The 26,338-nt window shown below is 66.6% G+C and carries 20 protein-coding genes and 1 pseudogene; 7 read left to right on the top strand and 14 right to left on the bottom strand.

All coding sequences use genetic code 11. The features are described 5' to 3' along the window. Positions 1-88: 88 nt before the first annotated feature. Complete coding sequence (locus tag AB0L97_RS31180) at positions 89-778, bottom strand: TetR/AcrR family transcriptional regulator C-terminal domain-containing protein (RefSeq protein WP_364436530.1); 690 nt, start codon at positions 776-778, stop codon at positions 89-91. 273 nt (positions 779-1,051) lie between these two features. Between AB0L97_RS31180 and AB0L97_RS31175 the strand changes: the two genes are divergently transcribed. From AB0L97_RS31175 to AB0L97_RS31165, 3 genes are all read left to right on the top strand, one after another. Further along, the gene (locus AB0L97_RS31175) at positions 1,052-1,849 is read left to right on the top strand and encodes an ABC transporter ATP-binding protein (RefSeq protein ID WP_364436527.1); all 798 of its coding nucleotides are present in this window, start codon (positions 1,052-1,054) and stop codon (positions 1,847-1,849) included. Further along, on the top strand, positions 1,846-3,180 hold the full coding sequence (locus AB0L97_RS31170) for an FtsX-like permease family protein (protein WP_364436524.1): 1,335 nt from the start codon (positions 1,846-1,848) through the stop codon (positions 3,178-3,180). Before AB0L97_RS31175 ends, AB0L97_RS31170 begins: the two co-directional genes overlap by 4 nt. Positions 3,181-3,451: 271 nt before the next feature. Continuing rightward, positions 3,452-4,705, top strand: a complete 1,254-nt coding sequence (locus AB0L97_RS31165) for a saccharopine dehydrogenase NADP-binding domain-containing protein (RefSeq protein ID WP_364436521.1) — start codon at positions 3,452-3,454, stop codon at positions 4,703-4,705. A 46-nt stretch (positions 4,706-4,751) separates the two neighbouring features. Here the strand turns inward: AB0L97_RS31165 and AB0L97_RS31160 are convergent, their stop codons facing one another. The 4 genes from AB0L97_RS31160 to AB0L97_RS31145 all read right to left on the bottom strand — a co-directional run bounded on the left by AB0L97_RS31160 (position 4,752) and on the right by AB0L97_RS31145 (position 10,420). Continuing rightward, positions 4,752-5,918, bottom strand: a complete 1,167-nt coding sequence (locus AB0L97_RS31160; protein WP_364436518.1) for an MAB_1171c family putative transporter — start codon at positions 5,916-5,918, stop codon at positions 4,752-4,754. Position 5,919: 1 nt separating this feature from the next. Beyond that, positions 5,920-6,432: a hypothetical protein gene (locus AB0L97_RS31155; RefSeq protein ID WP_355076685.1), complete on the bottom strand. Its 513-nt coding sequence runs from the start codon at positions 6,430-6,432 to the stop codon at positions 5,920-5,922. A gap of 184 nt (positions 6,433-6,616) precedes the next feature. After that, positions 6,617-9,895, bottom strand: a complete 3,279-nt coding sequence (locus AB0L97_RS31150) for a protein kinase (RefSeq protein WP_364436514.1) — start codon at positions 9,893-9,895, stop codon at positions 6,617-6,619. Positions 9,896-10,012: 117 nt separating this feature from the next. After that, on the bottom strand, positions 10,013-10,420 hold the full coding sequence (locus AB0L97_RS31145; protein ID WP_364436511.1) for an OB-fold domain-containing protein: 408 nt from the start codon (positions 10,418-10,420) through the stop codon (positions 10,013-10,015). Between the two features lie 323 nt (positions 10,421-10,743). On the opposite strand from AB0L97_RS31145, the pseudogene AB0L97_RS31140 reads away from it, so the two are divergent. Further along, positions 10,744-11,308, top strand: a pseudogene (locus AB0L97_RS31140) (ester cyclase). Between the two features lie 20 nt (positions 11,309-11,328). Here AB0L97_RS31140 and AB0L97_RS31135 read toward each other — a convergent pair. Both AB0L97_RS31135 and AB0L97_RS31130 read right to left on the bottom strand, forming a co-directional pair. Beyond that, entirely contained in the window at positions 11,329-11,796 is a 468-nt protein-coding gene (locus AB0L97_RS31135; RefSeq protein ID WP_364436508.1) for a hypothetical protein, read from the bottom strand. A 59-nt stretch (positions 11,797-11,855) separates the two neighbouring features. Then, entirely contained in the window at positions 11,856-13,142 is a 1,287-nt protein-coding gene (locus AB0L97_RS31130) for a helix-turn-helix domain-containing protein (RefSeq protein ID WP_364436505.1), read from the bottom strand. 189 nt (positions 13,143-13,331) lie between these two features. On the opposite strand from AB0L97_RS31130, the gene AB0L97_RS31125 reads away from it, so the two are divergent. Further along, positions 13,332-16,154 carry an aminotransferase class I/II-fold pyridoxal phosphate-dependent enzyme gene (locus tag AB0L97_RS31125; RefSeq protein ID WP_364436502.1) on the top strand — a complete coding sequence of 941 codons (2,823 nt, stop codon included), beginning with the start codon at positions 13,332-13,334 and terminating at the stop codon, positions 16,152-16,154. On the opposite strand, the gene AB0L97_RS31120 is transcribed toward AB0L97_RS31125, so the two are convergent. Continuing rightward, complete coding sequence (locus AB0L97_RS31120) at positions 16,113-16,856, bottom strand: TetR/AcrR family transcriptional regulator (protein WP_356965518.1); 744 nt, start codon at positions 16,854-16,856, stop codon at positions 16,113-16,115. The two genes, AB0L97_RS31125 and AB0L97_RS31120, sit on opposite strands and share 42 nt — an antisense overlap. A gap of 96 nt (positions 16,857-16,952) precedes the next feature. Here AB0L97_RS31120 and AB0L97_RS31115 point away from each other — a divergent pair, with 96 nt between their 5' ends. Together AB0L97_RS31115 and AB0L97_RS31110 are read left to right on the top strand one after the other, a co-directional pair. Further along, positions 16,953-17,816 carry an NAD(P)H-binding protein gene (locus tag AB0L97_RS31115; protein WP_364436498.1) on the top strand — a complete coding sequence of 288 codons (864 nt, stop codon included), beginning with the start codon at positions 16,953-16,955 and terminating at the stop codon, positions 17,814-17,816. Positions 17,817-18,291: 475 nt separating this feature from the next. Then, complete coding sequence (locus tag AB0L97_RS31110) at positions 18,292-18,594, top strand: hypothetical protein (RefSeq protein ID WP_364436495.1); 303 nt, start codon at positions 18,292-18,294, stop codon at positions 18,592-18,594. Between the two features lie 313 nt (positions 18,595-18,907). Here the strand turns inward: AB0L97_RS31110 and AB0L97_RS31105 are convergent, their stop codons facing one another. From AB0L97_RS31105 to AB0L97_RS31080, 6 genes are all read right to left on the bottom strand, one after another. Next, positions 18,908-20,074 (bottom strand): cytochrome P450, encoded by a 1,167-nt coding sequence (locus AB0L97_RS31105; protein WP_356965521.1) that lies wholly within the window; start codon positions 20,072-20,074, stop codon positions 18,908-18,910. A gap of 325 nt (positions 20,075-20,399) precedes the next feature. Then, entirely contained in the window at positions 20,400-21,572 is a 1,173-nt protein-coding gene (locus AB0L97_RS31100; RefSeq protein ID WP_364436491.1) for an aminoglycoside phosphotransferase family protein, read from the bottom strand. Between the two features lie 134 nt (positions 21,573-21,706). After that, the gene (locus tag AB0L97_RS31095; protein WP_356965523.1) at positions 21,707-22,438 is read right to left on the bottom strand and encodes a MerR family transcriptional regulator; all 732 of its coding nucleotides are present in this window, start codon (positions 22,436-22,438) and stop codon (positions 21,707-21,709) included. A gap of 27 nt (positions 22,439-22,465) precedes the next feature. Beyond that, positions 22,466-23,845, bottom strand: coding sequence for a serine hydrolase domain-containing protein (locus AB0L97_RS31090; RefSeq protein ID WP_364436487.1), 1,380 nt, complete (start codon positions 23,843-23,845; stop codon positions 22,466-22,468). A gap of 379 nt (positions 23,846-24,224) precedes the next feature. Next, positions 24,225-25,463: a TMEM143 family protein gene (locus AB0L97_RS31085; protein WP_364436484.1), complete on the bottom strand. Its 1,239-nt coding sequence runs from the start codon at positions 25,461-25,463 to the stop codon at positions 24,225-24,227. 271 nt (positions 25,464-25,734) lie between these two features. After that, the gene (locus tag AB0L97_RS31080) at positions 25,735-26,040 is read right to left on the bottom strand and encodes a hypothetical protein (protein WP_364436481.1); all 306 of its coding nucleotides are present in this window, start codon (positions 26,038-26,040) and stop codon (positions 25,735-25,737) included. Positions 26,041-26,338: the final 298 nt, after the last annotated feature.

Raw genomic sequence — 26,338 nt, 5'->3', positions numbered from 1 at the left:
GACAGCTCCACTTCACAGCCGGAGGCCTTCACCTGTCAGCCGGACTCACCACAGTGAGTAGGCCGGACAACCTCCCTGGACATCACAACTAGCCGCGGACGATTTTCGCGACACCATCGAGCAGGCAGCGCAGGCCGAATTCGAAGATGCTCTGCGGCTGAGAGGCATCGAACGCGTCGGCGTCGAAGCGTGCGATCATCGGCAGCTCGCCGGAAGCGAAGAGTTCCCGGACCTTGCTGCTGCGTGCGCCGATCCACTGCTCACGGGTGCTGCTCTCGTACCGCTCCCGGGCGAGCGGATAGGCGGCGCTCTGGGTGTGCGTGGAGACCATGATCGCGATGCGCACCATGGTCGGGAAATCGAGACCGAGACCGTCCACCGCCCGGATGCGCCAGTCGGTGTAACGCATCATGCGTGGCGCGACCGGCGGGCGGGTCGTGATGGCGAACAGTTGAGGTACCCAGGGGTGTTCGCGGTAGATGTCCCATTCCTGGCGGGCCGACAGCTCCAACTTCGCTCGCCAGCCAAGCGGACCGGGTTCCGGCAGCGGATGGTCGCCGAAAACCGTGTCGATCATCAGCCCGCCGAGTTCCTCTTTGCCGGGGACGTAGCGGTACAGCGACATCACGCCGACACCGAGTTCGGCCGCGGTGCGGCGCATGGACGGCCCCGCGCCGCCTTCGCGGTCCGCCAGCGCAATCGCAGCGCGCACCACGTTGTCGACCGTGAGTGTGGCAACTGATGCTTCGATCGGCTCGGCGACTCCCTGTTGCTTCACCGCGACGCGTTCGCGGTACGCCCGCGCACGGCAGGCGCGCGAGCAGTACCGTGCTGGTCTACCCCGTACAGCGGGCGCCAGTTCGCGGCCACACACCTGGCAAGTCGCCATCACGAAGCTCTTTTCGTCACGAAAAATGGTTGGTGACGAAAGTCTACTCGATACCGTATCCGTGTTGATAGCCACGAGCTATTTGCAGATCAAATCCCTGTTCAAAGTAGGTATCTGCGTCTCGATATCCACCGCGAGAATACGTTCGGTACCATCACAATTATGACTCGTACACTGTATTCACACCGGGCGCCTGAGCCGGAGCTCACGCACCACAGCGTGGTGTTGCGTGAGGTGGTCAAGGTCTACGGTGCGGGCCCCACGACAACGCGGGTGCTCGACAACGTGAGCCTGGCCTTCCCGCGCGGCTCTTTCACCGCCGTCATGGGACCGTCCGGCTCGGGCAAGAGCACGTTGCTACAGTGCGCGGCCGGATTGGATCGACCGAATTCGGGGTCGGTCACGGTCGACGGAATCGAGCTGACCGCGCTCGACGAGACCGCACTGACGCGGCTGCGCCGGGATCGGATCGGCTTCGTCTTCCAGTCCTACAATCTGGTGCCGACCTTGACCGTGCAGCAAAATGTCACGCTTCCCGCGGAATTTGCCTCTCGGCGGATCCCCGTCGACGCCGTACGCGACGTCTTGGCCCGGCTTGGTCTCGCGCAGCACGCGCACGCGCGCCCCGCGACGCTGTCCGGCGGGCAGCAACAGCGGGTGGCGATCGCCCGCGCACTACTGAGCGAACCCGCGGTGATCTTCGCCGACGAGCCGACCGGGGCGCTCGACAGCCGGGCCGCCGCCGAGGTACTCGGCCTGCTCCGAGACGCCGTCGACCGCTCCGGCCGCACTATCGTGATGGTCACCCACGATCCGGTCGCCGCATCCTTCGCCGATGCCGTGGTGTTCTTCGCGGACGGGCGCGTGGTCGACGCTGTGCGGCGGCCGACCGCCGACGCGGTCGCCGCGCGAATGACCAGGCTGACCGACGGCTTCGCCCGGCACGGCGGTGTCCGATGATGTGGCGTTTCGCATTTCGCACGCTCCGGGCTCGTTCCTCGGCGTATATCGCCTCGGCGTGCGTCATCAGCACGGGCACAGCGCTGTTGACCGCGTTCGCCGCACTCGCCGAGACCGGTCTCACCGCACCGGACGACAGCGCGAACTCCATGGCCATCCTCGCGGCGATCATGGGCGGCTGGACCGTCGCGGTGGTGGCGTTCGGCATCGCTTCCACCGTCACGCTCGTAATCCAGCAGCGGCGGCGGGAGCTGGCTCTGCTCCGGTCGATCGGTGCTGTTCCCCACCAGGTGCGCGCCATGGTGCTGGTGGAGACGCTCATGGTGGCCGGTCCCGCGGTAATCGCCGGCCTCGCACCCGGTGTCGGGCTCGGTGCGTTTCTGCTCGGCCGGATGCGCGCGGTGGGTGTCGTGCACGGGCCGATCCAGCTCGTTACCGGCTGGTGGACCGTCGGTGCGGGCGTGGCGGTCTCGCTGCTGGCCGCGATCGTGGCCGCCCTGGTCGCGGGCCGACGCGCGGCGAAGGTGGCACTCGTGCTCGCCCTGGCCGACGCGGCGGGCGCGGAAGAGGGCACGGTCTCCCTGGCGAAACCGATGATCGGCGCGGCATTCCTGCTGCTCGGCCTCGGCTCCGGGGTCGGCACACTGTTCATGACCGACGGACCGCTGCTGGCCGCAGTCGCCGGACCGGCCTGCATCGGCGTCGCGATCGGTGCGGCACTGTTGAGTCCCGCTGTCGTCTCGACGGTCGGGCGGGTCGGCGCACTGGCGCGGAGCAGCGTCGTCCGATTGGCTCTGCGGAATGTGGACGCCCGCGCCGCGGTCGCGAGCACTGTCGTAGGCCCGTTGGCGCTACTCGTCGGCATCGCGACCGGCACGCTGTACATGCAGAGTACCGAAGACAGCATCATCGATCGCGCGCCCGATGACATCGGCCCGCAGTTCGCGGCCGCGAATTACCTGGTCGTGGGGATGATCATCGCGTTCTGCACCATCGCCGTCATCAATGCGTCGATCGCGGCGACTTGGAACCGGCGCCGGGAATTCGGTCTGCTCCAGATGATCTCGTCGACACGACGTCAGGTGCTGGGTATGGTCGCCGTCGAAAGCATTGCCGCGACAGGCATCGCGGTAGTTCTCGGCACGATCGCGGCGGCGGCCACCGCTGTCCCCTACAGCATCGTGAAGACCGGGTCCCCGATTCCTTCCGGCCAGTGGTGGATGTACCCCGCGACGGTCGTCGGCGCCTTCGTGATCTCCCTCGCCGCGACCTCGTCGACGTGTGTGCGGGCCACCCGCATGCGGCCGGTCGTCGCCCTCACAACACCATGAGCCCTTCAACGGTGCCGGTTTCGATCATCACGCCCAAACGAAACTGCCACCTGAACAGGAGGATAGATCGAATGCACCGCGAACCAGCAACCCACCGCACACGGACGGGGGCACGACGGATGCCTGTGGCCCCATCGGGTCGCGCCGGGTCGGCCGGGCATTCGCCGGTTTCGGCGGAAGCGCCGGGCGCGCACGTAATGCAGCACATGGCGGGATCGACTGCGATCCAGCCGAAATGTCGGACACAACATCGACCGGAAGTGGATTGGACATGCAAGAAGGCCCAGAATTCGACCTTGTTCTCTTCGGTGCAACAGGATTCGTCGGAAAGCTCACCGCCGAGTATCTCGCCGCCGCGGCACCGGGAACGGCGCGAATCGCGTTGGCCGGGCGTTCCTTGGAGAAGCTGACAACAGTCCGCGACAGCTTGGCGCCGGCCGCCGCGGCCTGGAGTCTGGTGGTGGCCGACGCCGCCGATCATGACGCACTCGACGCACTCGCCGCGCGGACCACTGTCGTCGTCACCACGGTCGGCCCGTATCAGCGCTATGGCATGCCTCTGGTGGCCGCCTGCGCGAAGGCGGGCACGCACTATGCCGACCTCACCGGCGAGTCCATATTCACCAAGGAAGTTATCGATCGGTTCCATGATCAGGCCGTGGCCAGCGGGGCCAAGATCGTGAACTCCTGTGGCTTCGACTCGATTCCGTCGGACCTGAGCGTCTACCAGCTCTACCGCCGCGCGGTCGCGGACAACTCCGGCGCACTCGAGGACACAACCCTCGTCGCGACAGTGCAGGGCGGCGTCAGCGGGGGCACAGTCGACTCCGCACGCGCGATGTTGGAGGCCATCGCGGACGACCCCGCCAAGCGGTCGGTGCTATCCCACCCGTACTCGTTGAGTCCGGACGAGTCGAAGGATCCAAACGTCGGCTGCCAGTCCGACCAGGCCTTGCACCGGGCGAACACCATCGATCCGACGTTGCGGGGGTGGGTCGGCACGTTCGTCATGGCACCGCACAACACGAAGATCGTCCGGCGTAGCAACGGTCTGCTCGGTTGGGTGTACGGCAAGAACTTCCGCTACCGAGAAGTCATGCATGCGGGAGACTCACCGGCCGCGCCGCTGATCGCCGCCGCGGTCACGGCGGGCATCGCCGCCGGCATGGCGGCAGGCGCGGTGCTGTCCAGATCCGCGATGGGGCGCAAGCTCCTCGATCGAATGCTTCCCGAACCGGGCACCGGGCCGAACGACGAGGCCCGCGCCGAAGGATGGTTCGATATGAAAACCTTCGCCCGCACCTCGTCGGGTGCGGTTTACGTGGCGACCTTCTCCGGCACCGGCGACCCCGGCTATCAGGCGACCGCGGTGATGCTCGGCGAGGCCGGCCTGTGCCTGGCTTTCGACAGCGCACAGTTGCCGCGACTGGCCGGAGTCCTCACTCCGGCGACGGCGATGGGCGACGCGCTCTCCGACCGTATGCGGGCCGCGGGGATGACGTTCGAACTCCGACGGCGCCGATGAGGAATTTCGAGCAGTCGACGGCGGCGGATACACCGACGCGCGACGGCTACGGCGATTTTGTCAGGCCGCGGACGTGTGGCCATGCCTTGGCGAGTGCGAGGAGCTGGCGCAGCTCCGCGGTGAGATCCCTTGCCCCCGGTTGGATTTGGTGCCGCGGCGTGAGCCGGCTCGCGCGCGGGGCGTGCCCGGCAGCTTTCGTTGCGATGGCCTCGGCGACGCGACGGGCATAGATGTGCGGGTCGCCGCCGGTGGCGGCCAGATCGTCGGGGCAGTCGCTGTAGCGCTTGAGATGCAGCAGGCTGTCGCGGATCTCGACCGTCATGCGGTGCAGACGGATGGCCGGGTCTGTTCGGCCGTCGAGGTCGCGCCGCGTCTCCATGACGATTTCCGGTACGGCTGCGGTGAGATCGGCCCACATGGGCTGCAAGCGGCGGCGATATCGGCTGGTGCGGTCCCATCCGACGTGGGAGACCAAGGCGCTGATCAGCGGCACCGTGACCACGGCGGGAGCGCCGACCGCCGAGAGAAGGAACCCGCACCATGCTTTCCAGTGCATTTCGGGATCGAATGGCGGTTGGCCGGTCAGGACACTGACAAGCGAATCGATCGGGTATGCGACCGCGACAATCCCCATGCCCACCGCGGTGCACAGGACCACCGTGTACAGTGCGCGTTCCTGCCAGGGGCTATCGCCCGCGGCGCGCATCTCGCGCACGCTTGCCCGGCTGACGAGCACAGCCGTCGCACCGAGCGGCAGGGAAAACGCGATCCAGATCACGACGGCAGGCCAGCCGAGGGCTTGGTCGATCAACTGGTCGGCGCGGCGGGCGGGCGTCCCTGCGATCAGGATGACAACGGTGGCGGTGAGGGTGAGCAGGTAGTAGCGCCGCTGCCTGTGCCACGTATGGGCGGGGTCTGCGCCTGCCCACAGCTTGGCGATGCCGTAGATATTCGAGACGGCCAGCACGGTTGCTCCCAGCGAGAGCTGCCGGGCGATGTTCACCACGTCGCTGTTGTCGCCGGGCAGCAGCCGGGTCAGTGACTGTTCGAACCACGACTCCCGCAACAGGTGTTCGAGGAGAGCTGCGGCGAGCGCGCGGTTGACGAGCCGGTCGACGACGCTGTCCGGCAACAGCCACCACCGACCGATGAGCGCCAACGCGATACCTGTCAGGACGGGCCAGGTGATCGAACCCGGGATCGGGGAAGTCATCTCACCGATGCCGGTTTCGGAAGAACGTCGAGCGGAACCGGCTCGCCGACCGCTTCGGCAGCATCGCTTCGACGAGCAACAGGTCCGCGAAGGTTTCGGCGGCGCGCTCGCGCTCACTTCCGTAGTCCTGGCGGCGCAGTACGCTGCGGATCGTTTCCAGCGACAGCGAGGGCATCAATTCGCGCAACGGCAGATCGGCCGCGGCACCATCGGTACCGCTCGCGGTTCCTCCGTGGCCGAGCAACATATGACCGATCTCGTGGGCGATGATGTGATCGGCATGCCATTCGGTGTCGGCTCCGTACATGATCACGTCGTCGCCTGCACGGGCGATCCACAGGCCGCTTCCGGTGCCGCATCCGTTCTCCGAGAGTGCGCCGACATCGATCGGGCACAACGTGATCGGCCGTTCCCGGTACTCTGCCACCCGCGCGATGTACTCCGTTACGTCCCATGGGTGGGGGATCGGTACCAGGCGACCCAGCTCCTCGAATCGCGCGGCGAGATCCTCCATTACGCCTTCCCCTTGTCGATCACGTGACCTATGCCGATACCGCGATGAGCGTAGCCGCCGACCGAGCATCGTCACGGACGCGGCTTGTCGCGCAGGCTTTCTCGCACCGACTCGACGGATCGGCCGCGTGGTCATCATCCAGTCGGCCTGACAGAGAAATGCGTAGTCGATCGTGACGGTTCGCTCATGTTCCCGAAGGGTTCCGTGAGGCCGCTATCCACGCCGCGACCTGTGTTCGCGAGGTGAAGCCCAGTTTGGTCAGCACGTGTTCGACATGGCCTTGTGCGGTGCGGGGCGAGATCACCAAGCGAGCGGCGATCTCCCTGTTGGTCAGGCCTTCGGCGACCAGTTCGGCGACTTGCCGCTCGCGTTTGGTCAATTTGCTGCCCAGGGGATTTCGCGCCGAGGGTGAGGCCGGTTCACCCAGGGCGTAGGCGATCGCGGCGTCGAGATCGAGCGCGGCGCCTTCCCGGTGGGCCGCGGCGTAGGCGTGCTCGCTGATGGCTTCTCGAGTTCGGCGCTCGCACTCTTCCTGATAAGCGAGCAGCTCTGGGAATTGGGTCGGCGCGGTACCCACGGACCGGCCGATCTGTTCGGCGGCCGCGAACAAGACGACCACACGCTCGGCAGCTTCGTGGTCGGCTGCGATCCACGCCAGTGCTTGCAGGCACATGCTGAGGTTCGTGCGGTCGTCCACCTTCCTGCTCACCCGCAGTGCTCGCACGATGAGTCGAGTCGCCCGCACGGAATCTCCTCGACGCCACAACGAAATGGCCAGCGCCCACATCGCGTAGGCCTGATATACCGTCCCGCCGTGTTCTTCGATGAGCGCGAGAGAGCGTTCGAAATATTCGATGGCCCGCGCGCTGTCGTCACCCAGCCCGTGCGTGAGACCGAGAAAGGTCAGCGCGTCGACTCGGAAGAGGAGAGGGCCGCCTCGCTCGGTATACACCTGGAGGGCCTTCTCGAGATACAGGCGGGCGTCGGAAAGGTTTCCGTTGAACAGTGCGAGGAGTCCATCGGCGAAGTCGATGTGTGCGCGGATCAGCGGGTCGGTCGACCGCTCGGCGAACGCGTGCCCTTCGCGTACCAGATCGGCCACCCCTGAGACGTCGCCCTGTACTGCGGCTATGAGGGAGGTCGCGAATATCGCCGCGGCCTGGTCGACGGTGACTGTGCCGGTGCGGCGGGCCAGCAGACGCTCCAGCCAGCGACGCTCCTCGGCGAGGGAGCCGTGGGAGAACCGGAAGGGCAACAGAGCGTTGGCGATCCGGATTCCGGCTTCGGGGCTGTCGGACACGCAGAATTCCAGCGCTTGCCGCATGTTCGGCTGCTCCCGGCGCAACCGTCCGACCCACTCGAAGTCCCGAGGACTGATCAAGTCGGCATTCGCATCGATCGCCAGCTGTTCGTACCAGTCACGGTGGCGACGGCAGAGTTCGAGGTATTCGCCGGTCCGCTCCCCTTTTTCGCGGCCGTAGTCACGCACCGTGTCCAGCATCCGAAACCGCACCACGCCCGCCGACTCTTCGCGAATGAGGATCGACTTGTCGACGAGGAACGCGACCGTATCCAGAATGTTCTCCGCTGCCAGATCCTCTCCGCAGACGTATTGCGCGGCCTCGAGGTCGAAGCTGTCCGCGAAGACCGACAACTGAGCCCACACTCGTTGTTGCACCGGTGTACACAGGTCGTAGCTCCAGTCGATGCACATGCGCAATGTCTGTTGCCGCGGCGGTGCGCTCCTGCTGCCGCGAGTGAGCAAGGCGAACCGATCGGTCAAGCGTCGCAATATCTGTTCCGGCGACATCACCCGCAACCAGGCCGTCGCCAGCTCGATCGGCAACGGCAAGCCGTCCAGCTGCCGGCAGATCCGGGCGATGGGGCGTTGGTTGTCCTCGGTGAGTTCGAACCCCGGCACGGCAGTGGCGGCCCGGTCGCTGAACAACCTCATCGCGTCATTGCGGGCCGGGTTCCTGGGTAGCCGATCCGGATCGGGGACGGCCAGCGGGTGGATCGGCAGAACCGCTTCCCCTGCGAGGCCGATCGGCTCGCGGCTCGTCGCGAGAATGCGCACTCGCTGACACGCGCGAAGCAGCGACTCCGCGAGTTCCGCCACCGCGGCCACCAGTTGCTCGCAATTGTCCAGCACGAGCAGCAGTTCGCGATCGGCGAGGAACTCGGCGAGTACGTCGCGTAACGGCCGCATCGATCGGTCCTGCAAGTTCAGCGCGCCCGCGATGACGCTCGCCAACAGCGATTCGTCACGCAGCTCACCCAGCTCGACGAACACCACACCGTCGGCGAAGTCGCGTTGCGCAGTGGTGGCGACTTGCACCGCGAGCCGCGTCTTGCCCACTCCGCCGATCCCGGTGAGGGTCACCAGCCGCGAGGTCGACAACGAGTTCGTCGCTTGCGTCAGCTCGGTTCGTCGATCGATGAAGCTGGTCAGTTCCAGCGGAAGCTTCCCCGAACCCGACGACGCCTCCGTCGCTCGATGCTGCCGCGACCCCGTCGCAGGCAACTGCCGGCCTGGTGACTCGGCCTCGGGCTCCCCCGCGAGCGGAGTGTGCAACGCCATTTCATCGACAGGGAAACCATGACGGGTCTGCGCTTCTCGGAGTTGCTCACCCAGTTCCGCGGCGGAAGGTCGGCTGTTCGGGTCACCGGCCATGGCACGTTCGATGATGGCTCCCACGGCCTCGGGAATGCCGTGCTCGCGCAGGTCCGGTACCGGCTCGGAGGTGATTCTGAGGAACTGGGCCACCAACTGCTCGCCGTCGCGGCGCTCGAAGGCCGCATGGCCGGTGATCGCGGCGAACAAGGTGGCGCCGAGGCCGTAGACGTCCGCGGCCGGGCCTGCCGCCTCGCCGCCGATCACTTCCGGAGCAGTGAAGGCGGGCGTCCCGGTCACGATGCCCGCGCCGGTGACGAACCCGCCTCCGATATGAGCGATGCCGAAATCCACCAGCGTGGGCTCGTCGTAGTCGGTGTAGAGAATATTTCCGGGCTTGACGTCGCGATGGAGCACCCCGGCGCGATGCGCCGTCTCGAGAGCCCCGGCCATCTTCACCCCCAGCCGCAGCACTTCCTCGAGTCCCAGCGGCCCGCTGCCGCGGATCCGTGCGTCCAGAGAGCCGTGCGGGTAATACGGCATGACGATGTAGGGGCGACCGTCGTCGGTGACGTCTGCGTGCAGGACATGCACGATATTGGGATGGCCGGTCAACCTGCCCGCGGCCCGCTGCTCGCGTAAGAACCGGGCCCGGTTGTCCTCGTCCAGATCGGCGGTGAGGACCTTGACCGCGACCACTCGGTCGAGCGAAGCCTGCCTGCAGCAATACACAGCGCCGAAACCACCCCGGCCGATCTCGGCGGCGTCCTCCAGCCCAGCCGCCGCCAATTCCGCCGCGACCGAACCGGACGCGTCGCGTTGCGTCGCGAAGGGATCGGCATCGGTCATCGACTACACCGATTCACCCCATCCGAGCCCATTGGCAAACCCACCACTGCACACCTCCCGGTGACGTATCCCCAGGATATCGCCGGGACTTATCCAGCGGGTCGCGCAGTCGGACTGTCAGGGCAAACGGGTGCTGACCGCGAAGACCGGGAACCTGCCTTCCGGGGGATGGGGTTGGAATTGAACGCGCACCGACGGGCCCGCGGACGAGGGGATCTCGCCTTCGAGCGATGTGTAGACCCACGGGCCTTCGTCGAGCTCCACGATGGCGATCGTCAGCGGCACCAACCCGCCCTGCCTGTCGGTCGGGGCCCGATCCACTACCCGCCATGACACAACGGAACCCGCACCCGACGACGGCACACTTTCGAGGTCGTCGGATCCGCAGGACGAGCACCCGGACGTTATCGGCGCGAGCAACTTCTCGCACCGCATGCAGCGGTAGATCATCAACATGTCGTCCGCGCGCAGCTCACTGCCACCTCCGACGACGTTCGAAGTGTGCTCGACCTGGTTCGTGTGCATACGGGCCTCCCCGAGGCGGTGCTGGCAAGTTCCGCTCCAGACTGCCCCGCTGAGCCACGTCGAGCGACGGTGAAATTACCGGGGGGTATACCTATTTTTCGCACGATCGAGGTGCGGACCGCACACCTCCTTGATTATATCCACGGCGTGGGTATAAGTTCGTCCTCACTTAACCCACACTGTGGATATCGGAGGCATGCGCTTTCCGTACCCGCGGTTTCCTCCCCCAGCGAACTCACCGGCACATGGACCAACCCGGGCGCCAGGCCCATGCGCAGTCACGGCCACAGCACTGATGGACCCGGCTTCGAAGGAGTACTCCCATGTCGTCCCGATTCCACCTGCCGCCCGAAGACGTGCTGCGCGCCCGCGAGAAACTGGTTCTCGACCACTTCCGCGACGAAGTCCGCCAGGACTGGGACGCCACCCTGTCGACATTCCCCCCACCCGCACTACGAGATCATCGCGCAGATGCTCGTCCACGACGGCGACGGCGAAGTGCGCGGCTACTATCACGACACCCGCGTCGCCTTCCCCGATCAGGACCACGAACTCATCGCGCTCCGGCACAGCCATGACGCCGTCATCGTCGAATTCTGGCTGCTCGGAACACATCTCGGATCACTCGGCAAGATTCCCCCGACCGGCTCCCGGCACCGCACGAGGATGACGGCCTACTTCGTCTTCGACGAGCACGAGAACCTGGTGACCGAACGGATCTACTTCGACCAGCTCACCGTTCTCCGACAACTGGTGGACGGACTGAACAAACGCGATCCTCGTGACCTGTGGAAGCTCGGCCGAGCCGCCGCCGGAGCCCTCGCCATGGCCGGCTCCGATCCGGACCCGCGCCTGCTGGCCACCACCCCACCCGACCTCGGCGATTGACCGCCGATACGCAGGACCCGTTACGGGCGTTCGGCCGTTCCTCCGCCGTTGTCGCGGGTTTCGATGGCCTTCACGGTCTTGTCCAGGGCCTGGCGCAGGACGCGTTTGCCGACGGTCCCGACCACGACTTCGAGGACTCGCCCTTTCAGGTTCTTGCCCTCGCGCACGATGACGACATCCACATCGGTCTTCCCGTCCGACCGGCGGTTGAAGGTGTAGGTGTGGCCCGAGTGGCCGCCCCATACGTTCGAGTCGGTGGTCGTCATGACGACCCGCTCGGGATTCGACCAGTCGTAGTGCAGGCGTTCCCAGATGCCGTGCGAGCCTTCCGTGACGTCGGCCTCACGGCGGCCCTGGTTGTGCACTTCGAGGTATTTGTCGGCGCTGTTGCCGAACACCTGTGAGCGGCCCGGCCCGAAATCGGTGAGCGCCGCTACGAACTGCTCCGGTGTCGAGTTCGTCGTCTCCTTGAAGTGGATGGTGGACATCGCCTTCTCCTTCGCTTTGGGGTGATGGGTTTCAAGCCAGGAGGTGGGAACGATCTGCGCTACGCCGGGCCTCGGCGCAATGCCGCGCCCCCGTACCACTGGCACACCAGCAACGCCATCTCGACCTCGAGCCGGTCGTCGTCTATCGGTCGACCCCGCCGCGCGATCGCTCGCGTTATCCGGTACTTCACGGAATTGAAGTGCAGGTTCATTTCCGCGGCCGCGGCCTTGTAGCTCGATCCGGTGCGCAAGAAGACCCGCAACGTCTCGCGGAGCCGCTCGTCGTTGTCGTTATCGGAGGCCAGGTCGCCGAGTACCTCGCTCACCCAGTCCCGCGCTTCCGCCATGTCACCACCCAGCAGCGCCGCGGCGGACAGTCCCGGATCGGTCGCGGAGAAGACCGTCGGATCGTCCGTGCCGCGGGCGAGCGCGACCGCGCGCGCGGCCTGAGCGTGCCGATGGGACCGCTGGAAGCCCTCGACGCCGGCGCCGAGCGTGCCGATCGCGAAACAGGGAGCGTCGGCCCGGTCGCGTGCGAACCTGCGTACGGCGCCGACCGGGTCGGCGGGAACCGACCGGTAGGGCAGCCAGGCCCATGCGCTGACCCGATCGACGGCGGCGAACAGCGGGCGCGCCGACGCGTTCGCCGCTTCGGCCAGTTCCCGCACGAACCGCTGTATTCGGGGCAGCTCGTCACCGGCGGTGCTCAGCTCCGGATACCACAGCACCAGCGCGAGGTGATGCCAGCGCAGCGGGTAGCGGATCGACTCGGTCGCCGCGTCGACGTCGACGGCGCTCGTCTCGGTCAGCACTTCACGGACCTGGAGTGTGCGAATGCTGTTCTGATTCTCCAACCACTGTTCCCGCTCGCCCTGGTAGGCGGCGACGACCTGCCGGGTGATCGAGTCGATGTAGTTGAACAGCGTCGTAGTGATGGTCTGCAGGGCATCGACACGCTGCTGCGGCGTGATATCGGCGGCCCGCACCTCCGCGAACACCAGTTCGCTCATCCGTCGCTGCCCCACCCAGTAGGCGCGAATCAAAGCATTGAGCGAAACCTTGTGCTGAGCAAGCCGTTTGGCGTATTCGATCGCCGCCGTCGGCGCCTGGACGCGCGCGACCGGAATATTGTGGCGCAGCGCCTGCAACAGTGTCTCGACATTCGCGTGCACGCTGGCCCCGAGCAGTTCCAGCGAATGCGTGTCCTCGCGCAGTTCGGCTATTTCTTCCTCGAGTTTGCGCCGGATGGTCGTGCCGATTTCCGTCACCCGCTCGTTCATCCGGGCGGCGATCCCTCCGACGTAGTCGCCGAGTTCGACTTCGCTATCGCGACGAAAAGTCGTCACACGATCATTGTAGGTACCTCGCTTCGGCGCCACGGAAATATCGCGGGCGGCCATCGAGCGAGAACCGCGGCGAGGAACCTGCCGAGGCGCTCTCTTCGCTCGGCTAGGAATTCGATCTGCCGCGAGGCACAATTAGGTCTATCGCGTTCGACAGATCACTTCGCCCATCGAGGGGGCGGAACTGACGACATGCACCGAGACGGCGAGCGCCCGAAAGGGCTTTCTGTTTCCGCGCTGGCGGCGGTGGCGAACCCGTCGTACTCGCGAATCGACACCTGGAATCTGCTCGACGACGCGTGCCGTCGGCTCGCCGATGTCAATCGGGCCGGGCTGGACGCCACCCACGAAGCCGCCCGGGTGCGGCGTCTTCTCGATCGACTCGGCACCTATGAGCGGTACTGGCTGTACCCGGGACCGGCGAGATTGGCGGCGTTTCGCGATTATCTCGCCGATCTCGCGACGGCGCGGCTCACCGACGAAGTGTCGCTGGCCGTGCGCCTGCTCTCCGAGTACGGCGACCGTGCGGCTTTGTTCGACACCTCCGCGCCGCTGGAAGATCAGGAACTCGTGGCGCGGGCCAAAGAGCAGCAGTTCTACACCGTCCTGCTCGGCGACGACGCTCCGCCCGACGCTCCCGCGGGCCTGGCGGAGAGCCTGCGGGCACTGCGCGACCCATCGGACGATGTGCAGTTCGAACTGCTCGTCGTGGCGAGCATCGAGGACGCCATCACCGCCGTCGCGTTGAACGGCGAGATTCAGGCGGCGATCATCCGGCACGACCTCCCCCTCCGTTCCAGCGACCGCGCGCCGTTGATGACCACGTTGCTCGGCGCCAACGAAGACGTGAACGTGACCGACCGCAACCACGACTGGGTCGAATGCGGCGAGTGGATCAGGAAGCTGCGACCGCATATCGACCTGTACCTGCTCACCGACGAGTCGATCGCCGCGGAGACCGAGGACGAGACGGACGTCTACGATCGCACGTTCTACCGCCTCAACGACGTCACCGACCTGTACAGCACGGTGCTCGCGGGCGTCCGCAGCCGGTTCGCCACACCGTTCTTCGATGCCTTGCGTGCCTACGCGGCCGCGCCGGTCGGCCAATTCCACGCGCTTCCCGTCGCGCGTGGCGCCAGCATCTTCAACTCCAAGTCGCTGCAGGACATGGGCGAGTTCTACGGCCGCAACATCTTCATGGCCGAGACGTCGTCCACCTCCGGCGGGCTGGACTCACTGCTGGACCCACACGGCACGATCAGGGCGGCGATGGACAAAGCCGCCGAGACGTGGTGCGCCGATCAGACGTACTTCGTCACCAATGGCACATCCACCGCGAACAAGATCGTCGTGCAGGCCCTGACCCGGCCGGGCGACATCGTCCTGATCGACCGCAATTGCCACAAGTCGCACCACTACGGCTTGGTGCTCGCCGGAGCGTACCCGCTGTACCTGGATGCCTACCCGCTCGCGCCGTTCGCGATCTACGGAGCCGTGTCCCTGCACACCATCAAGAAGGCACTGCTGGACCTCGATGCGGCCGGACAACTGGACCGGGTGCGGATGCTGCTGCTGACCAACTGCACTTTCGACGGCATCGTCTACAACCCCCAGCGCGTGATGGAGGAGGTTCTGGCGATCAAGCCGGACATCTGCTTCCTGTGGGACGAGGCGTGGTACGCGTTCGCGACCGCCGTACCGTGGGCGCGACAGCGCACCGCGATGGTTGCCGCCGAGCAACTCCGATCGATGTTGTCCTCGCCCGGGTACGCCGAGGAGTACCGCGGGTGGCGTGCGTCGATGCGGGGAGTCGACCGTGCCGAGTGGAGCGAGCGCAGGCTGCTTCCCGACCCCGAGCGTGCGCGGGTGCGCGTGTACGCGACGCATTCCACCCACAAATCGCTGTCCGCGCTTCGGCAGGCGTCGATGATCCATGTCCGCGACCAGGATTTCAAAGCTCTCGTCCGCGAGACGTTCGCCGAGGCGTTCCTGACCCACACCTCGACCTCGCCGAACCAGCAACTCCTGGCGTCGTTGGACCTGGCGCGCAGGCAGGTCGACATCGAGGGCTTCCAGCTGGTCCGCAACGTCTACGACATGGCGCTCGTGTTCCGCCACCGCGTCCGTAAGGACCGGCTGATCGGGAAGTGGTTCCGCATCCTCGACGAGGACGACCTGGTGCCCGACGAGTTCCGCCCCTCCGAAGTCATCTCCTACCGGCAGGTCAGACAGGGTGGCTTGGCGGAATGGAACGAGGCGTGGCGGTCCGATCAGTTCGTGCTCGACCCGACCCGGGTCACCCTGTTCATCGGCAAGACCGGCATGAACGGGTACGACTTCCGCGAGAAGATCCTGATGGACCGGTTCGGCATCCAGATCAACAAGACCTCGATCAACAGTGTGCTGTTGATCTTCACGATCGGCGTCACCTGGTCGAGCGTGCACTACCTGCTCGACGTGCTGCGCCGGGTCGCCACCGACTTCGAGAGAAGCCGGAGCGCGGGTGGCAGGGCCGATCGCGCCCTGCAACAGCGCCGGGTCGAGGAGATCACCAAGGATCTGCCCGCACTGCCCGATTTCAGCGAGTTCGACAGCGCTTTCCGTCCCGACGGCGCCAGCTCGTTCGGCGATATGCGTTCGGCCTTCTACGCCGGGTATGCGGAGTCCGACCGCGAACACGTCCTGCTCGGCGATGCCGGGCGACGGCTCGCCAAGGGGAAGCCCCTGGTATCGGCCACCTTCGTGGTGCCCTACCCGCCCGGCTTCCCGATACTGGTTCCAGGGCAGGTGGTCTCGACGGAGATCCTTTATTTCCTCGCCGACCTCGACGTCAAGGAAATTCACGGATACAACCCCGACCTCGGGTTGTCGGTCTTCACCGAAACCGCGCTCGCACGGCTGGCCGCGGCTCGGCACCCGATTGCCGCGGCATCCGACGGTGTCGGCGCCGGGAAGATCGAGGGTCGGCGATCAGCCGTCGGCGGCAAGGCGGTTCAGCCACTCCCGCAGTAGATCTTGCTCCGCGCTGCTGAGGGTCGTCTGCTCGGGCAGTGCGGCGCGCAAGGCGCGGGCGGCGCCTGCCGGGCCCGCGTCTCGCACCGCCGGTTGTTGGTTGGTGACGGCGGCGACCATCGACTCCCGCAGGGTGGTCAACAAGGCCGGGTTGCGCCGCTCCTCGCGCAGCGAGAGCCAGGTGAGCACTGCGCCGCGCGCCGTGGCATGGATGATCTGGGCCGCGAGTTCCTCGTCGACGCGCAGCCAGCCGCCGGCGGCGAGGCGCCGGATTCGGCCCATCAGGATCTCCATGCCGGCCTTGAAGGCAGCCGAGGTGGTACCGACGGGTTCGGTGTACATCAACGTGTACAGCGCGGGGTTGGCCAAACCGAATTCGACCGCGACGTCCCAGCCGGCTCTGAGGTCCTCGATGGGGTCCGGCGGATCGGGGTCGACGTGCTTGGTGGCGAGAAACGCGGCGAAGCCGTGCTCGGCCACCGCGTCGAGCAGCCCGTCCTTGTCGCCGAACAGCCGGTAGATGGCCGGCGGCTGCAAGCCCGCCGCATCAGCGACCGCGCGCGTGGTGACCGCGTCGCGACCCCCACGCGTCAGCAGGTCGATGGCGGCCTCGATGACCCGCTGCCGGGTCTGCTCGCGGCCCGTGGCCGTGCCGGACTCGACGGTAGTTGCGTCATCGGTGCCGCGTGCGCGCGATGTCATATATCAACGATACCGCTTCACTGGTTCCATTGTTAGTATCAGTGATACCGTTCAAATGTTTCCATTGGAACCATCGCCGTAACACAGGAGCGCATCGTGATCATCGTGACCGGAGCCACCGGACAGCTGGGACGTCAGATCGTCGAGAGACTGCTGACGCGCGTACCGGCGGACCGAGTCGGCGTCAGCGTCCGCGACCCGCGAAAAGCGCGGGCGTTCGCCGAGCGAGGGGTACGGGTACGCGAGGGAAGCTTCACCGACGCCGCCGGCCTCGCCAACGCCTTCGAGGGCGCCTCTCAGATACTCATCGTCTCCGTCGACAAAATGGGCGAAGAGTGCGTCGAACAACACCGCACCGCGATCGAAGCGGCCGTCGCCGCGGGCGCCCGGCGCATCCTCTACACCAGCCAGATGGGAGCCAGTGCCTCGTCGCACTTCCAGGCGTGCCGTGATCACGCCGCCACCGAGGACGCACTACGCGCCTGCGGTGTGCCGTTCACGTCGCTGCGCAATGGCTTCTACGCCACCAGCGCGGCGCACTTCCTCGGCCACGCAGTGGAATCCGGTCAGCTCGAACTCCCCGCGGACGGGCCGTTCAGCTGGACCGCGCACGCCGACCTCGCCGAAGCCGCCGCCGCCATCCTGGCCGACGAAGGCCGCTTCGACGGCCCCACGCCGCCGCTCACCGGAGGGCAAGCGCTCACCTTCGACGACATCGCCGGTATCGCCACCGAGATCACGGGCCGCGCCGTGACGAGGACCACGACACCCGACGACAAGTTCCGGGATGAGCTGGTGGGCCAAGGCGTTCCCGCGCAGCGGGCGGATCAGTTGCTGGGCATCTTCGCCGCCAGCCGAGTCGGCGAGTTCGCCACTGTCGACCCGACACTGGCCACCCTGCTCGGTCGCGAACCCGTCACCTTGAGTACGGTGCTGCGCGAGCAGCTCTCCCACGTTTGATGGCGTGTCGGCAGAGCGAGCCCGCGGCGATTCGCCGAAAACTGCTGCGGGCCACTGTGTTCACGCGCTGGGTGACCGGCATTCGCTTCGATCCGGAGATCAGCGCGTGGCCTGCAGGATGATCGCCTTGTAGTCGGTCCACTCCGCTCGCCCGGCCAATGCGGCGGAGTCGGCGGTCGCCGCCGATTGCCAGGCTGCTGTATCCCGATACGCCATCCTCGGCGGTCCCGATTCCGCGGCCGCAGACGATGTCGCCGCCCGTGCTGATCGAGAACGCGATGCCGGGGACGACGCGCAAAGGTGTCCGCGTGGGCAACCGGAACCCGACACCTTGGTGGGATCGAACCACGAGAAGGGTGCGCTGCCGCGCACCCTGGGTGTCCTTTCGGCCCGGACCAGCGTCGATGAGTCTGGACAGCGTCATAAATGACGACAGCGGGACCTCCCCGCCACACCGACACGAAGGAGCACCCATATGACCATCGACCAGCGCTCGACCCACCGCACCCGCCGCTTCGCCCGCGCCCTGGCGATCGCCGCAGCACCCGCCCTGCTGGGCATGGGGCTGCTGACGGCCGGCGTGGCCCAGGCCGGCCAGGACCCCAACCTACCGACCTGCTCCTGGCCCAACCTGGTATGCGGGCCGCAAACCAACCTGACTCCCGGAGGCCAGACCAACCTCACCCCCGGCAACGCGGCCAGCGCCACCAGCATCCCCGCCGACCGCACTCCTGGCGGCCCCCACCGGCCGCCTCACGTCCGGCCGATCGCGGGGTAGCGCCAGTTGATGATCACGGTGCGTACGTGCGACCCCGCCGCACTCGAGCGGGGTCGCGGCGAAGCCCGGTGACCGTACGGCGAACGATCTTTCCGAGCGCAGCCAGTGGTCGGAGGGAAGTCCCGGCATCGCGCGACCCGCACGTTCGTAGACCGGGCGGATAGCAGACCCGGTCCGGGCCCGCCACGCCAGCAGAAGCAGTTCCGCCCGATCGAGAGCGGTCAGCACCTCACGCCGCCAACTGTCGTCGGGTGTGTAGCGGCGCGCACCTGTCGTATGACGGCCGCAGGCCACAAGCCTCGACAGCGTTGCGTCAGATGTTCAGCGGAGAGGTCGGGGGGAAGGTGACCGGCAATTCGGTCAGGGCGCGGTGGAAGGGGCCCGGTCGCCACTCGGGAGTTCGGTTCGGCAGGTTCAGTTCGATCTCCGGCAGTGCGTCGAGGAGTTGGTCGATGGCCTCTTGCGCGATCAGGTAGGCCAGCGGACGCGCGGGGCAGGCGTGCGGGCCGAGACCCCAGGCCAGGTGGGAGCGGTTGCCGGTCAAGTCGCCGGTGCGGATCGCGGGGTCGTTGTTGCACGCGGCCATGCTGATGACGACGGGCTGATGCGCGGGCAACCAGACGTCGTCGATGAGGATCGGGTGACGGGGATAGGTGATCAGCAGGTTCGCCAGTGGCGGGTCGTTGAACAAGACCTCGTCGATGGCATCGCGGGACGACAGGTTTCCGCCGAGGATACTGTCGCCGAAGCGCTCGTCGGTGAGGATCAGCAGCAGGGTGTTGGTGATCAGGTTCAGCTGGAATTCGATGCCGCTGCCGTACACCTGGGACACGTGGTGCGACGCCTCGACGTCGTCGAGCCGGGCGGGATGCCGCAGCAGTACCGAGGTGATGTCGCGCTGGGGTTCGGCGCGTTTGAGTGTCACGAGGCTCATCAGCGCCTCGCCGAGCATCTGATTGCCCTTCTCGGCGTCGACACCCTCGAGGAGGGCGGCCGTACCGGCGGCGACCTGCGCCCCGATCTCCGGCGGGCAGCCGAGCAGATAGTTCACCGCTTGGAAGACGAGCGGGAACACGTACTGGCGGATCAGCTCGGCGGACCCGTCTTCGCAGAACGAGTTGATCAGCGGGGTGGCCAGTCCTTCCACGACGGAATGGAGGGCATACAGGTCGACCTCATCGATGCTGGCGGTGATCGCCCCACGGTAGCGGGTGAAGTCGGTCCCGGCGCTGCGACTGGCCATGGGCCGCCACTCCAGCAGGGGAAGAATGGGGCAATCCGCGGGGATGTTCTTCTGCCAGGCGCGCGGGTCGGCCGGGAAATGGTCGGGATCGTTGAGGATCCGCACCGCGGTGCCGTAGCCGATCACCAAGGTCGCCGGGACGCCGGGGGCCAACTCCACCGGCGCCAAAGACCCATAGCGCCTGCGCATCTCGCGGTACACACGGTGCGGATCGGCCGCGAACTCGGGCGAGTACATGGGCACTCGCTGTTCGTCGGATTCGATCGGCGAGCCGTGGAGGACCGGGCACGACCCAGCCGGAGCATGAGATTGCGGCGTACTCAAAGAGCGAACTCCAAACATTGGTGTTGCACAACGTGACTGCTGAACTACCGCTCCCTGCCTGGACACTGCACTGGAGCGAACTCACGGCGACTGTGCCGGAACCAAGCGATGGTATAGCGCGCGTGGACCGTGACCCTCACCGCGGACGAGAACAAGCTTCGCAGAATGCCTGCCGATCCGCTGCGCGGCCGGAATCGACCCGGCCGCGACAACACGGAGGCAGTGGACGAACTCGGGGTCAGACGCCGAGAGCGTCCAGTGAGTCGTGGTCGTCGATGGCCGTGGTGATTCGCTTCAACAGCGTCAGGCAAGTCTCCACCGGCTGCATCTTGGGTTGATACGCCGCCCTGCCGATCGTGAACGCCCACGCCGCGTACGCGAACATGGACTGTTGCCGGTACGCCAGCCACGCGTCCTCGAACGACGGCGCCTGGCCGCCGAGGGCTCCGAGTTCGTCCAGGTAGGCCGCCAGCAGTTCACGGTCCCAAGCACGCCGGTCCTCGGGCTCGCATCCCGAATTCACGGTATAGGCGAAGTCGTGTGCCCAGCCTCCCCGCATCACCACCTGCCAGTCGACGAATCCCATTCGCCCGGCGGCGGTTCGATATGTCTGCCCGATGTGCGGGTCACCGTGCAACAGAGTCTGCGGAAGCTCGTTCGTCGCGTTGTCGATCGCCCGCTCGACACCGGCCCAGAGCCGGTCGGCTCGGTCGTGCAGGGCCTCCGGGACCACCGCCGCGGCGCGGCGCAGACCGACCTCGCAACGCTTCTTCATGTCGATGGCGGCGAGGTATGCCCGCAGCGCCTCGGTGGTGGTCTTGAGGTCCGCGATCGACGGGTGATTCCAGAAGGTCCGGTGGAGTCGAGCCAGATTGCGCACCAGGTCTTCGATCTGGTCCCGGGCGACCGGGGCGTTCGGCTCGACGAACTGCGCACCACGGGTCGAGGCGATGTCTTCCATCAAGGCGATCGATCGCCAGGACGCCGAATCGGCGGCACCCCAGTAGCCGATCGGCGCTTCGATGTCGACCTGGGGGCGGAAGTCACGGAAGAAACGGGTTTCGCCATCGATCATCTTTCCGCCACCGAGCAGGATGCGTTGCGAGAAGGCCGTCGTCGTCTTCGCGAAGAGGTCGGTCGGCAAGCCCGCCTGCCGTCCCGCGTCGTTGTAGTCGACGCGAATCGCGACGCGGGTCGATGTTCCGCGGCTGCCGTTCGCGGTTTCGAACGAGAGCACCTCGGCCCCGGGGACATCGCGGCACAGCACGGCCGTCAGCCACTGTGGGGTCAGCGTCTCACCCGACACCGGGACGTCCTCGACGTCGCGCGCCTTCGGCCGGAACACTTTCTCGCCGATGATGTGAGCACCGACCGTGACGGACCGTCCGAGCAACCAGAGCTTGTGGTTCATACGCTTGCCTCGATTCCGGAGTACGACATGACCGCCCGAGCAGCCGGATCGCCGGCGCACGGGTCCGCAGGACAGTAACGCACTCTCGAAACAGCTGTACCGCAATGCGATTGCCGAGCCGATCCGGGCGGTTGCTACTCGGTGGTCGCCTTCTGCGCGATCTTCGTCAGCCGTTCCCAGGCGGGCGAGGTGACTCCGACGGATTCGTTCACCAGGCGGACCAGTTTCGGATCCAGCGCCGGGGTGGTCCGGCCGGCTCCGGTGCGTCTGCCGATGATCCACCGGCGGGTGCGGTCGGCGAGGTCCACCAGCCGCGGGTCGTCAGGGGACCAGTCGAATGCCGCGTCGTAGTCGAGGTAGATGGCCCGGAATCGCGGATCGTCGATGGCGTCGAGCTTGTCGGCGACCCAGTCCGACGCCTGTTCCGGAGCGACCGATTGCAGCAGAATCCAGATGTCGCGCTCCATCCGGACCGCCCGGTCGCTCACCCCGAGTTCGCGCAGGCGCGCGAGGTATTCGGCGACATCGGCGGACACGAACAGACGATCGCCTGAGCCCAGTTCGGCGATCTGCTCGCGGGTGCGGCGGATCTCCTCGGCGCGTTCGGCGAGCATGCGGTCGATCTCGGCGATCGCCGCCGCGAACTCGTCGGAATTCGCGGTCAGCAATTCCTTGATCCGCGCCAGGGGCACGCCGGATCGCGCCAATGTCTTGATCTTGACCAGATCGATGGCGTCCTCGGCGCTGTAGCGGCGATAGCCGGAGGAGTCGCGCGGCGGCTCGGGCAGCAGGCCGCGTTCGTGGTAGACGCGCACGGCCTTGATCGTCACGCCCGCATACCGCGCGAGCTGCCCGATCGTGATCACGCCTGTCTCCCTTCGGTGCCGCCGCCGTCATCGCACCCGGGCGAACAAGCGACCGGCGAGATCGATTCCGGTCACGGCGGCGGAATCGTCACGGGTGAAGAACCCGCGTTGTCCTTGCAGACCGCCTTCGGTGACGATGTACTCGTCCGCGTCGCCGGCCAGCAGGCCGAGGGTAGCCGGTGGCAGGTCGGGCGGCAGATCGGTCACCGCGGCGGCACGGATCTCGGGTTTGATGGCGCATTCGATCGTCAACCTTGCCCCGTCGGTGTCGAGCGTCAGCCGCATCATCTCGTTCTCGTAATGCCCGACGATCTCCCCTGCCCGCGCCACGTCGTAGGGCAGCGGCTCCGGATCGCGTTCGACCACACCGAGGTAGTGTTCGAGCACCCATTTCACCACGGTCCGGTTGAACGCCAGCCCCGCGTCCGGGCCCGCGTTCGACGTCACCGCGACGGCGAAATCGCGCTCCGGCACGATGAGCAAGTCGGCGAACTGACCGTTGCCCGACCCGCCGTGCCCGATGGTCGCGACACCGTTCACCTCGCGCAGGAACCAGCAGATCCCGAGCGCGTCACCCAGGGTGCTCCCGCGCAGCTCCACGGTCTGCTCCCGCATCCGGTGCAGCAGTTCGGCGGGCAGGATGCGCTCGCCTGCCTCGGTCCGGCCGTCGCCGAGGTGGAACCGCGCCCAGCGCAGCAGATCGCGGACAGACGTCGCCACGCCACCGCCGGGATTGTTCGCGCGGTTGTCCTTCCATTGCCGGGCGACGGCGAGCACACCGTCGGCGTCGACGTTGTGACCCACCGCGAACCGCCGGGTCATGACGTCGTCGACGGAATAACAGCTGTGTGTCAGCCCGAGCGGTTCGAACAACAGCGACGCGACCGCCCGTTCGAAGGTCGACCCGGTGACGTTCTCGACGACCCGGCCTGCCAGATTGAACCCCGCCTGACTGTAGGACGCCCGCCCTCCCGGTTCCGCGATCAGCCGCGCCTCGGCGAGTTTCACCGCGTGCCGTGCCAAAGCGTCGTCTCCTTCGCCCGTGTCGACGCCGAGCTTCCATTCCAGCCCGGCCGTATGGTTGAGCAGCCGCAACACAGTGATCTCGTCCGTGGCCGCATCGGCAGGGGCGAATTCCGGGACGTACCGCCGCACCGGCGCGTCCAACTCCACCCGTCCCTCGGCGACCAACCGCAGCAATGCGGTCGCCGTATACGTCTTGCTCACCGACCCGACCACGAACATCGTGTCCCGGTCGACCGGAAGCGGGTTGACCACACTCGTAACCCCGTGGCAAGCGAAATCTTCTCGACCGCCGACCGTCACCCCGACCGCGACACCCGGTACGCCCAACGTTCCGGCCGACGCCGCGACGAATTCGGCCAATTCCGTGTTCATCTCGTTCATGCCACCATGCTCGAACCCTGCCCCTGGGGCAATGTCAAGCCCTTGCCCGCGGCGGTGATCAAACGGCCCTGACTCCGCTCGACTGGGTGCCGTTGTCCTCGCCGCGCATCGTGTAGACGCGCTCGAGGGCACGTCCATAACGGCATGATCCCGAAATGCGCTCGCCGGTAGACGCATCGACGAAACCTATGTTCGACGGGCTCGACGTTGTCGAGACAACCGTGCCACTCCGTGAGCAGTGGTTGAACTGTGCCGGTCGGTTGGCCGCCGGTTTCCTGAATAGGCCTGTGTTCGCGTCAGCCGCAGTTCACTGAGCATTCGAACAAGCTCGCCGAACTCGCCGCCGACACCGTCGGCTCGGCGGCCTGGTTGCACAGGCTCACGCCTTCGTCAGCCGGTTGGCGGACATGGAAAAAAGGTTGTCCCAGTGATGGTCGAGCCGCTGTTTCGCCTCGGTCGGCGGCACGGCGCTCAGCGTGCCGTGCTCGTCCTCGACGAGAAGTTCCCACCTCCGGAGTCTGCGCAGTCCGTCGCGGATCTGGAAATCGAAGGTCGTCCCCCATTGCCGCCGGAACCAGTCCTCCACGCGCCGATCGAGTTCGGTGGCGGTGAGCGGCCGATCGGCGGTGCGCAGGAAGTGGTATGCCAGCACGGCTTCCTTCACCTCCGAATCCTCGGCGGCACCGAGCAGATGGTGGAACACTCCCGCATCATTGTCGAGGTTGCGGAAATAGAGATGCTCCGACAGCGTCTTCATCAACTTGATCTTGCGGTTCTTGAACTTGGCGAACTGACGCACCAGATAACCGCCGAAGGCAGCCAACCCGGCGCCGAGGGTCACCAGCGTGGCTTGATCCAGCCGCACGGATTCCTCGCGCAACCCCACCCAGAACGCCAGCAGCAAGAGCAGCGGCCCCAACGAAGCGACCAGCTTGGTGGCGACCACGACGATCCCCGAGACCACCGCGGGCACACCGATCAGCAGTTTGTCCAGTGGCCGCATCCGCACGCGAACGCTCGGATACAGCATCTCGAGGTCGTTTCTCGGGACGTTCTGGAACAACTTCAGCAGCACACCGCCGTTGGGCCGATCCGCGACCGCCTCCGCGCGCTCGGTGAACGCGACGTACACCAGAACCTTGCCGTAGCTGGTGAATTCGATGCTGCGCCGCCGTAGACCGAACAGCCACCGCACCTGCTCGGTGCGCTGCGCGACCCCGCGGCGGAAGAACATCGCCGTTTCGATGTCGTCCGCGTCGACTTCCAATCGCACCTTCACCAGCGAGTGCTCGGCGAACGCGCGATCGATCTCAGCGGCATCGATGCGCGTGAAATCCGCCGACTCGGCCAGCGCGACCAGCTCGCTCTCCACCCGCGCCCGCGCGGCGGCCCGGTGCTCGGGGGTGGCAACACGGATCGCCCGTTCGTCCTCCGCTGGATCGACCACTTGATAGGCATCGAGCACAGCCTCACCGCGCACATGGAACTCGTTGTGCACCAACGCCGCCAGCAGACGCGCGAACTCCACGAACGACTCGCGCTCCGCTTCGGGGAGTTCGTCGGCGCACAGCGATATCACCGCGCTCTTACGGAACGGCAGGAAGTGTTCGGCGTCCATCGGCAACTCCTCTCGGCGGACCCGCCCGTCGGTCACAACCCTATGGGGAGGCCGCAATCCACCGCACAGCCGACGGGGTCGGTCCACGACGACGGTGGAGGCGATTCGCGGACGCCTGGCCCGAGCACCGAGGACATCACGATGCAAGATCCGGATTCGCGCTACGCCGCGCAGTTGGCCGGATACGCGACCCTGCACGGACCACCACAGTGCACCGCGGATACGCCGAGCGCGGCGGTGGACGTTCGGTCCGCCGCTGCGCTCGATCTGTTCAGTTGTTCAGCTCATGTGTTGTGAGGTGCAGCGGATCACTGTCCGGGCTGGCACTGCGGCGGCGGGCCGTCCGGGTGATCACCGGGCGGAGGACCCTGACGGTCACCGGGCGGCGGGCCCTGGTGATCACCGGGCGGAGGACCCTGGTGATCGCCAGGAGGCGGGCCCTGGTGATCACCGGGCGGAGGACCCTGGTGATCGCCGGGAGGCGGGCACTGTTGTCCGGGCACCGGTCCCTGGCCCTGGGGCGCATCAGCGCCGGCCACACCGGCTCCGATGCCGAGGGCGCCGAGCGCGAGCGCACCGGCCACGGCGCTCATTGCCAGCTTCGATGTGAAACTCATCTGCGTTCCTCCTGTTGTCGGATCAGGTCCGAAACCGTCGGCCACTGCTCTGCGGCCGACGCGAGAATCGTTGAGTCTCAACATTTGTCCCTCGTTGGCGGAAGCTATGGGCCAGCTGTGAACCGACCGGCTTCGCATACCCGCACCTCCGCCGCGCGAGCCCGTTTCCGCTGGTCGCACCCTCACAGCAAACACATAGCCGCACCACAGCGGACCCCAAGCGTTACTCGCCATGGTGAAACGATGTCCGCGACGACC

Origin of the sequence: Nocardia sp. NPDC051911, assembly GCF_040681035.1 — a bacterium.
Lineage (GTDB): Bacteria > Actinomycetota > Actinomycetes > Mycobacteriales > Mycobacteriaceae > Nocardia > Nocardia sichangensis.
This window is presented reverse-complemented; position numbering and strand designations above follow the sequence as displayed.

Bases quoted from the DNA above. Each gene is read 5' to 3' on its own strand.
- AB0L97_RS31175 (WP_364436527.1), top strand. From the start codon at position 1,052: ATGACTCGTACACTGTATTCACACCGGGCGCCTGAGCCGGAGCTCACG.
- AB0L97_RS31170 (WP_364436524.1), top strand. From the start codon at position 1,846: ATGATGTGGCGTTTCGCATTTCGCACGCTCCGGGCTCGTTCCTCGGCG.
- AB0L97_RS31165 (WP_364436521.1), top strand. From the start codon at position 3,452: ATGCAAGAAGGCCCAGAATTCGACCTTGTTCTCTTCGGTGCAACAGGA.
- AB0L97_RS31160 (WP_364436518.1), bottom strand. From the start codon at position 5,918: ATGACTTCCCCGATCCCGGGTTCGATCACCTGGCCCGTCCTGACAGGT.
- AB0L97_RS31155 (WP_355076685.1), bottom strand. From the start codon at position 6,432: ATGGAGGATCTCGCCGCGCGATTCGAGGAGCTGGGTCGCCTGGTACCG.
- AB0L97_RS31150 (WP_364436514.1), bottom strand. From the start codon at position 9,895: ATGACCGATGCCGATCCCTTCGCGACGCAACGCGACGCGTCCGGTTCG.
- AB0L97_RS31145 (WP_364436511.1), bottom strand. From the start codon at position 10,420: ATGCACACGAACCAGGTCGAGCACACTTCGAACGTCGTCGGAGGTGGC.
- AB0L97_RS31135 (WP_364436508.1), bottom strand. From the start codon at position 11,796: ATGTCCACCATCCACTTCAAGGAGACGACGAACTCGACACCGGAGCAG.
- AB0L97_RS31125 (WP_364436502.1), top strand. From the start codon at position 13,332: ATGCACCGAGACGGCGAGCGCCCGAAAGGGCTTTCTGTTTCCGCGCTG.
- AB0L97_RS31120 (WP_356965518.1), bottom strand. From the start codon at position 16,856: ATGACATCGCGCGCACGCGGCACCGATGACGCAACTACCGTCGAGTCC.
- AB0L97_RS31110 (WP_364436495.1), top strand. From the start codon at position 18,292: ATGACCATCGACCAGCGCTCGACCCACCGCACCCGCCGCTTCGCCCGC.
- AB0L97_RS31105 (WP_356965521.1), bottom strand. From the start codon at position 20,074: ATGTACTCGCCCGAGTTCGCGGCCGATCCGCACCGTGTGTACCGCGAG.
- AB0L97_RS31100 (WP_364436491.1), bottom strand. From the start codon at position 21,572: ATGAACCACAAGCTCTGGTTGCTCGGACGGTCCGTCACGGTCGGTGCT.
- AB0L97_RS31090 (WP_364436487.1), bottom strand. From the start codon at position 23,845: ATGAACGAGATGAACACGGAATTGGCCGAATTCGTCGCGGCGTCGGCC.
- AB0L97_RS31085 (WP_364436484.1), bottom strand. From the start codon at position 25,463: ATGGACGCCGAACACTTCCTGCCGTTCCGTAAGAGCGCGGTGATATCG.